Here is a 6550-nt window from a genome sequence, read left to right on the forward strand (position 1 = left end):
AAAGTAGGGCGGTCCCCCGCACCGGAACAGGGTGATCAGGGGCGATTCAGGGTGGTTTCAGGGTCCACTCAGGGTCCGGGCCGGTCCGGCGCAGGCGCTCCGCTCGTTGTCAGAAATCGCCCTTAAATACCAACAGAAACCGCACTAATCGACAATTCAAGAGGCAGAAAACGAGTCGTGTGACTCAGCGCCCTTCGAGCTCTCCGTTCCGGATGGCGGCCAGGAGGGCTTTCCACTGGGCGGGGTGGAGCGTGAGGAAGCCGGCGGAGGTGTCTCGCGAATCTCGGACCAGCACGGCGGGGCCGGCCGCCGCCACCTCGACGCATTCCTGACCGCCGCCGCTGGCGCTGCTCTTCCGCCAGCTCACCGCCGCTCCCCGATCCGACCGGTACACCATCCAGCAACCCTCCATCCATTGCCGGCGGGTGCCGTCTCGCCAACCGATCGGACAAGAACACCCGCCAGGCGAGCGCCAGCAGGGCACGACAAACCACGACCTTGTGGAAAATTTCCCGATCACGAGTGTAAACGGTTCTAGTTATCCCGCCTACAAGGGAACACAAGATCACCCTGCGTGTTATGACGGCCACTCGCCTTGTCGGTGTCCGATGCGGCTGTCACCTCCGTCGCGTGGTTCGGGTTGCGGTCGGGGAATCAGGCCATGAGGTCTTCGGCGGCCTGCCGCAGCAGCGCGATCGACTCGTCCGCCGACAGCGCCTGCTCCAGCAGGAGCTCGAAGGTGTCGCGGTACTCGGTGATCCGTTCGTCCTCGCCGGTGATCATCACGCTGGCGCCCGGCCGCGCCTCCAGCCAGAGGACGTCGTCGAGGTCGCCGTCGAACTCCAGGAGGCTGAACGGCCCGTCGAGCCCGAGGTGCGCGCCCGCCTTGAACGGGATGATCCGCACGGTGAGCAGGTCGTCGCGCTCGCACGCGTCCGCGATGTGGTTGAGCTGGGCTGGCATGATCGCCGGGTCGCTCTTGATGCCGACGTGCCGGCGGATGACGGCCTCGTCGATGATGTAGTGCTGGCGCGGCGGGTTCTGCCGCTTGGCGAACTCCTGCTGGCGCTGGATGCGCAACTTCGCCGCCAGCACCCGCGCCTGCTCGGAGATCTTGCCGGTGGACAGCACCTCGGCGTACTCGGCCGTCTGGATCAGCCCCGGGATGACGGTCCCGTGGAACTGCCGGATGAACGCGGCGCCGGCGGAGTACCCGACATAGGAGAGGAAGCTCGGGTCCAGATCTCCGCGGTAGGCGTTCCACCAGGCGGGTTCCCGCGCGCCGCGGGCGAGCGCCTGCAGCCGCTCCTGGCGCCCCTCCGAGGTGACGTCGTAAACCGCGAGCAATGCCTGCAGATCGGTGCGGGTGATGGCGTTCTTGCCGCCCTCCACCCGGATGAGCTTGGACGGAGACCACTCCAGCTGCCGCGCCACCTGCTCCTGCGTCAGCTTCTTCTCTTTGCGCAGGCGGACGAGCTCGGTGCGCAGCAGCGCACTCTGGACTACGGGGCCCTGGTCACTGACCATTGGTTCGCTCACTCTGAGTAGTGCATGCCACCCAACTGGATGCTACATGGCAATCGGGGACCTGGCATCCCACTCCCCGACACGACGCTACATGTCCCAGACATCTGATCTTCGCTCCGCCCACCAGACCCCGCCATATCGCCCAAAACTCGCGCCGTTAGCTTCCAGAGTGCTGCATACCGTCGGACTCTGTTGTAATGTGCTACATAGCAGATTAGCAGACGACGTCATGCAACAAGACGGGATGCCGCATCCGAGCGCGGATGAGGTTGAACACAGGGTGAGGTCCCGGCGGGGAACGGCGCAGCCGGGCCGGGACCGACCGCAGGCGGAGACGGGCCGGCCGCGAGCGGGGTACGACGAAGAGGGCCGAACGCGCCACACGGGGAGGCCGCAAGGGGACAGGAGACTCCGGCGACGCCTGAGGGCGGCACCGGGCGAGGAACACGAGAAGGCACTGCCAGCGAAGGCAACAGAGTCGCCCGCCGCTTCCCGCCGATCAACGGTTTGGCAGCCACGACGATCGGAGGGAGAGCGGAGAGCGACTCCCGGGGCCGCACGAGACGATCGGCCGACCGCGCCCATCCTCTGCGAAGACGCAGAAAGATCCGCGCTGACCTGCCAAAACGTCTCTGCGGACTCATCTAGTCTAACCGCGACCACGCGGTGCGGACCATAGGTGATGTGACTCCGGTCACCCGCGGGCCATACCGGACCTACCCGGCGCCCGCGCGGATTCCGGAGCCGCGATTCGAGGCATGGGGTCCCTGACATGTCCAGACAGCACGTACCGTCCCCCACCTCCGCCGTCCACCCCACGAGTCCGGCGGGCTCGTCGCCGCCCGCCCGGCCGGGCGTCGGGCGGGTGAGCCGATGAACGAGCACGCCCGCCACCACGACCCGGACAAGCTCGTCCCCGACGAGCTCGTCCCCAACGAGCTCGTCCCGCGGCAGCGGACCGTCCAGCGGCGGGCCGAGACCGTCCGGCGGCCCGGGTTCTGGCACGGGCTCACCACCGCCGAGCGCGCCGCGTTCCTGGCGCAGGCGCGGGAGGTCGTCCACCCGGTCGGCGCCGTCCTGTGGACCGAGGGCCAGGACGCCGACCACACCCTCGTGATCAAGTCCGGCTCGGTGCGGATCTCCGTGGAGCGGGACGGCCGCGAGCGCTTCGTCGCCTTCCGCGGGCCCGGCGACATCATCGGCGAGCGCGCCGCCCTGCTGCTGCGCCGCCGCTCGGCGACCGTCGTCGCCATGGACGCGCTCCACGTCCTGTGCCTGACCACGCAGGAGTTCGTCGCCTACCTGAGCGACCACCCGCACGTGGTCGCCGTCCTCGAACGCGAGATGTACGACCGGATGACCGAGCAGGGCCCGGGCCGGCCGCCGCGGCGGGCCCACCACCCCGGCGGCGCGGCCCACCCGTACGGACCCGCGGCGCAGTACGGGGCGCCGCAGCCGTACGCCGTGGCGCAGATGCCGGTGGTCCCGAACTACCCGTACGCGATGGCCGGGCCGTTCGTGGTGGCGGCCCCCTACGCCGCGCCCGACCCGCGGGCGGGCGGCGCGACCTGCGTCGTGGAGCCCGCAGCCGCGATCAACGGCGCGGGCGCCGCGTCCGGGGCGGCCCCGACCGTCCCGTGCCGCACCGTCCCCGCCAACTCCCTGCCCGGCAACTCCCTGCCGCCCGGCAACTCCCTGCCGCCCGCCAACTCGCTGCCGCCCGCCCGCTCCGTCCAGCCGGTCCTGGAGGCCGCCGTCGAGACGTCCTGGGAACGGCCGACGCAGCCCATGGTCCTCCCGGACGTCGGCGCCCCGTCCTGGGCCGGCCAGAACTGCACCATCGTGTACACCGACGTGGCCGGGTTCAGCTCCCCCGACCGCAACGACGCCGACCGGATCGGCGTGCGCCGCGCCATGTACCGAGCCCTCCGCGAGGCGTTCGAGGAGTCGGGCGTCCCCTGGGACGCCTGCCACGTCGAGGACCGCGGCGACGGCGCGCTCATCGTCATCCCGCCGCAGGTCCCGACGGCCACCGTGATCGACCCCATGCTGGTCTCGCTCGGCCGGCGGCTGCGCCGCCACAACCACCGCGCGACCGGGGCCGTCCGCGTCCAGCTCAGGGTCGCCGTGAACGTCGGCCCCGTGATGCCCGACCCGCCCGGCGTGTCCGGCTCGTCCATCATCACGACGGCCCGGCTCCTCGACGCCGGCCCGCTCAAGGACCGGCTCGCCGCGACCGGCGCCGACCTCGGCGTCATCGCGTCCCGCTTCGTCTACGACTCCGTGATCGTCCCGAGCCCCGGCCACGTGACCGCCGCCGAGTACGAGCGGATCACCTGCCGGGTGAAGGAGTCGCACCTCGAAGGCTGGATCCACCTGCGCGGCCTGGCCGCCCATCCGGCGGCCTGACCGGCCGCCCGCCGGCCCGTCCCCCGCACGGGCCGCCCCGGCCCGCCGCGACCCCGCGCGCACCGCGCCGCGGGGTTCTCCGCTTCCCGCCCCCGCTAGCCGGCCGGCCTCCCGTCGTGGTTGCGCGGTAACCGCAGGACGAACCGGGCGCCGCGCTCGCTGTCCTCGATGGTGAGGGTGCCGCCGTGCAGCTGCGCGATCTCCCGGGCGATCGGCAGGCCGAGACCGGTGCCCCCGGGGTCGCGGGCCTTGCTGTCCTCCAGGCGGGCGAAGCGCTGGAACACGAGGTCCCGGTCCTTCTCGGCGACGCCCGCGCCGTCGTCGACGACCTCCAGCACGGCCGTGCCGTCCTCCCGCGCCACCGTGATGTCGACGCGCGACTCGGCGTGCCGCTCGGCGTTGTCCAGCAGGTTCGTCAGCAGGCGGACGAGCCGGAGCCGGTCCCCGCGCACCGTCACGCCCTCCTGGAGGTGCGGGACGATCCGCTTCGTCCGCTCCGACCTCGCCACCTCGATGGTGACCAGCGCGCCGAGGTCGATCGTCTCGACCTCCTGCCAGGCGGCGGCGTCCAGCCGGGCGAGCTGCAGCAGGTCCGTCACGATCGCCTGGAGCCGCTCCAGGCTCTGCAGGACGCCGCGCGCCGTCCGCGGCCAGTCGACGTCGTCGGGGAACAGCAGCGCCTCCTCGATCTGGGTTCGCGCGGCGGCGATGGGGCTGCGCAGGTCGTGGGACGCGTCGGAGGTGAAGCTGCGCTGCCGTTCGAGGGCGCTGTCCAGCCGGTCCAGGGTCGCGTTCGCGGCCTCCGCGAGCCGCCTGATCTCGTCCCGGCCCTCCGGCACCGTCACCCGGCGGCCCGACCGGTGCGCGGTGATCTCCGCCAGCTCGGCCCGGATCGCCTCCACCGGCGCGAGGGTCTGGTCCACCGTCGCCCAGGCGCGCAGGCAGCCCAGCAGGATCACCAGCAGCGAGACGCTGGCCAGGAACATGATCAGGCCGGGGCTCACGTACCAGGGGACGATCGGGACGGCGGCGTAGATCAGCCAGTCGCCGCCGGGCTTGAAGACGCGGAAGCCGATCACCCACAGGCACCGGTGCCGCCGCACCGGCGAGCACACCTTCCGCGAGGTGTAGACGCGCTCCTGCGACGGGACGAAGCGGGCGAGCGGCCGGCGGGCCAGCGCCCGGCCCGGCGACCCCGCGATCACCGTCCGCCTCTCGTCCATGACCTGCAGCAGGACGCCCGGCACCCCGTCGATCCGCCCCTCCACGGGCTCGCGCCGCAACGCGTACGACAGCCGGAGCGCGGCCGCGGTCGCCTCGCCGCGGGCGGAGTCGGTCTCCGATCCCCGCGCCTCCACGAGGATCAGCGTCGTCACGATGGCGCAGATCACGGCGGTGACCGTCCCGGCAATAACGGTCATCCGCACCCGTATGGACCATGTGCGCCGTTCGAACACCCGACCTCCCGCAGGTGAGGTAATCACCGCACACGCCCGGATCAGTCCTCTGAACAGCAGCGATGCGGCCAAGACCGGCAAAAGAAATGGTTGCCGGACCGACCGGTCACCCAGAAGCCCGGGCACTGGGAAGCGCCGCGACTAGCATGTCCGGTTATGGAGCTGCGCCAGCTTGAGTACTTTGTGGCGGTCACGGAAGAGGCCGGCTTCACCAAGGCCGCGGCAAGGTTGCACGTGGCCCAGCCGGGCGTGAGCGCCCAGATCCGGCAGCTGGAGCGGGAGCTGGGGCAGCCGCTGTTCGACCGCTCCGGCCGCACCGTCCGCCTGACCGAGGTCGGCGCCGCCGTCCTGCCCTACGCGCGGGCCGCGCTCGCGGCGGTCGAGGGCGCCCGGCTGGCCGTGGACGAGCTGACGGGCCTGCTCCGCGGGCACGTCACGATCGGCACGATCGACTGGATCCGGTCGCTGGACCTTCCGGGCATGCTGGCCGAATTCCACCGCGACCACCCGGACATCGAGATCACCGTCGTCCAGGAGGACTCCGCCGCGCTGACCGAGGGGCTCCGCACCGGACGGATCGACCTGGCGTACCTCAGCCTCGGTGCCGGCCCTCCCGAGGGCGTCGCGACGCGGGTCGTCATCGAGCAGGACCTCGTCGCCGCCGTCGCCCGCACCCACCCGCTGGCGCGCAGGTCCACGATCACCCTGCGGGCGCTCGCCGAGGAGAGCCTGATCTGCCTGCCGAAGGGCACCGGGCTGCGGTCCGTCCTGGACGCGGCCTTCGCGGACGCCGGACTTCGCCCCCGCGTGGCGTTCGAGGCGGGCGAGCCGCCGGTGCTCGCGGAGATCGCCGCACACGGCCTCGGCGTCGCCGTGCTGCCCGAGTCCGCCGCCCTCGGCCGCCCGGACGACCTGCGCGCGCTCCCGGTCGTCCGGCCGCGGCTGGCCGGGCGGATCGCCCTGGCCTGGCGCGCCGAGGGACCGCGCGGCCCGGCGGCGCGGGCGCTGCACGCCCCGGCGCGCCAGTGGCCCGCCTGATCAGGCCGCCCGCTCGCCGGAGTCGTCCACGACGCCGCGCAGGACGTCCAAGGCGACGCCCGTCCCCGAGTCCAGGCCCATGTTGCCGAAGACCATCGAGCAGATGTTGACGGCCGTGC

The 6550-nt window shown here is 72.0% G+C and carries 5 protein-coding genes; 2 read left to right on the forward strand and 3 right to left on the reverse strand.

The features are described 5' to 3' along the window. Window positions 1-184: 184 nt before the first annotated feature. Window positions 185-367, reverse strand: a complete 183-nt coding sequence (locus AB0C69_RS35955) for a DUF397 domain-containing protein (protein WP_345178088.1) — start codon at window positions 365-367, stop codon at window positions 185-187. A 287-nt stretch (window positions 368-654) separates the two neighbouring features. After that, window positions 655-1539: a helix-turn-helix transcriptional regulator gene (locus tag AB0C69_RS35960; RefSeq protein WP_360359858.1), complete on the reverse strand. Its 885-nt coding sequence runs from the start codon at window positions 1537-1539 to the stop codon at window positions 655-657. 861 nt (window positions 1540-2400) lie between these two features. Here AB0C69_RS35960 and AB0C69_RS35965 point away from each other — a divergent pair. Further along, window positions 2401-3936: a cyclic nucleotide-binding domain-containing protein gene (locus AB0C69_RS35965; RefSeq protein WP_360359860.1), complete on the forward strand. Its 1536-nt coding sequence runs from the start codon at window positions 2401-2403 to the stop codon at window positions 3934-3936. Between the two features lie 95 nt (window positions 3937-4031). Here AB0C69_RS35965 and AB0C69_RS35970 read toward each other — a convergent pair whose 3' ends face one another. Next, window positions 4032-5357 carry a HAMP domain-containing sensor histidine kinase gene (locus AB0C69_RS35970; RefSeq protein WP_345178083.1) on the reverse strand — a complete coding sequence of 442 codons (1326 nt, stop codon included), beginning with the start codon at window positions 5355-5357 and terminating at the stop codon, window positions 4032-4034. Between the two features lie 192 nt (window positions 5358-5549). On the opposite strand from AB0C69_RS35970, the gene AB0C69_RS35975 reads away from it, so the two are divergent. Continuing rightward, a complete protein-coding gene (locus AB0C69_RS35975) occupies window positions 5550-6431 on the forward strand; it encodes a LysR substrate-binding domain-containing protein (protein WP_360359863.1) in 882 nt (293 codons plus the stop codon). The last annotated feature ends 119 nt before the right edge of the window (window positions 6432-6550 follow it).

The organism is Actinomadura sp. NPDC048032 (assembly GCF_040653175.1).
In the GTDB taxonomy this organism is placed as follows: domain Bacteria; phylum Actinomycetota; class Actinomycetes; order Streptosporangiales; family Streptosporangiaceae; genus Spirillospora; species Spirillospora verrucosospora.

Bases quoted from the DNA above. Each gene is read 5' to 3' on its own strand.
- AB0C69_RS35970 (WP_345178083.1), bottom strand. From the start codon at position 5,357: ATGACCGTTATTGCCGGGACGGTCACCGCCGTGATCTGCGCCATCGTG.
- AB0C69_RS35975 (WP_360359863.1), top strand. From the start codon at position 5,550: ATGGAGCTGCGCCAGCTTGAGTACTTTGTGGCGGTCACGGAAGAGGCC.
- AB0C69_RS35965 (WP_360359860.1), top strand. From the start codon at position 2,401: ATGAACGAGCACGCCCGCCACCACGACCCGGACAAGCTCGTCCCCGAC.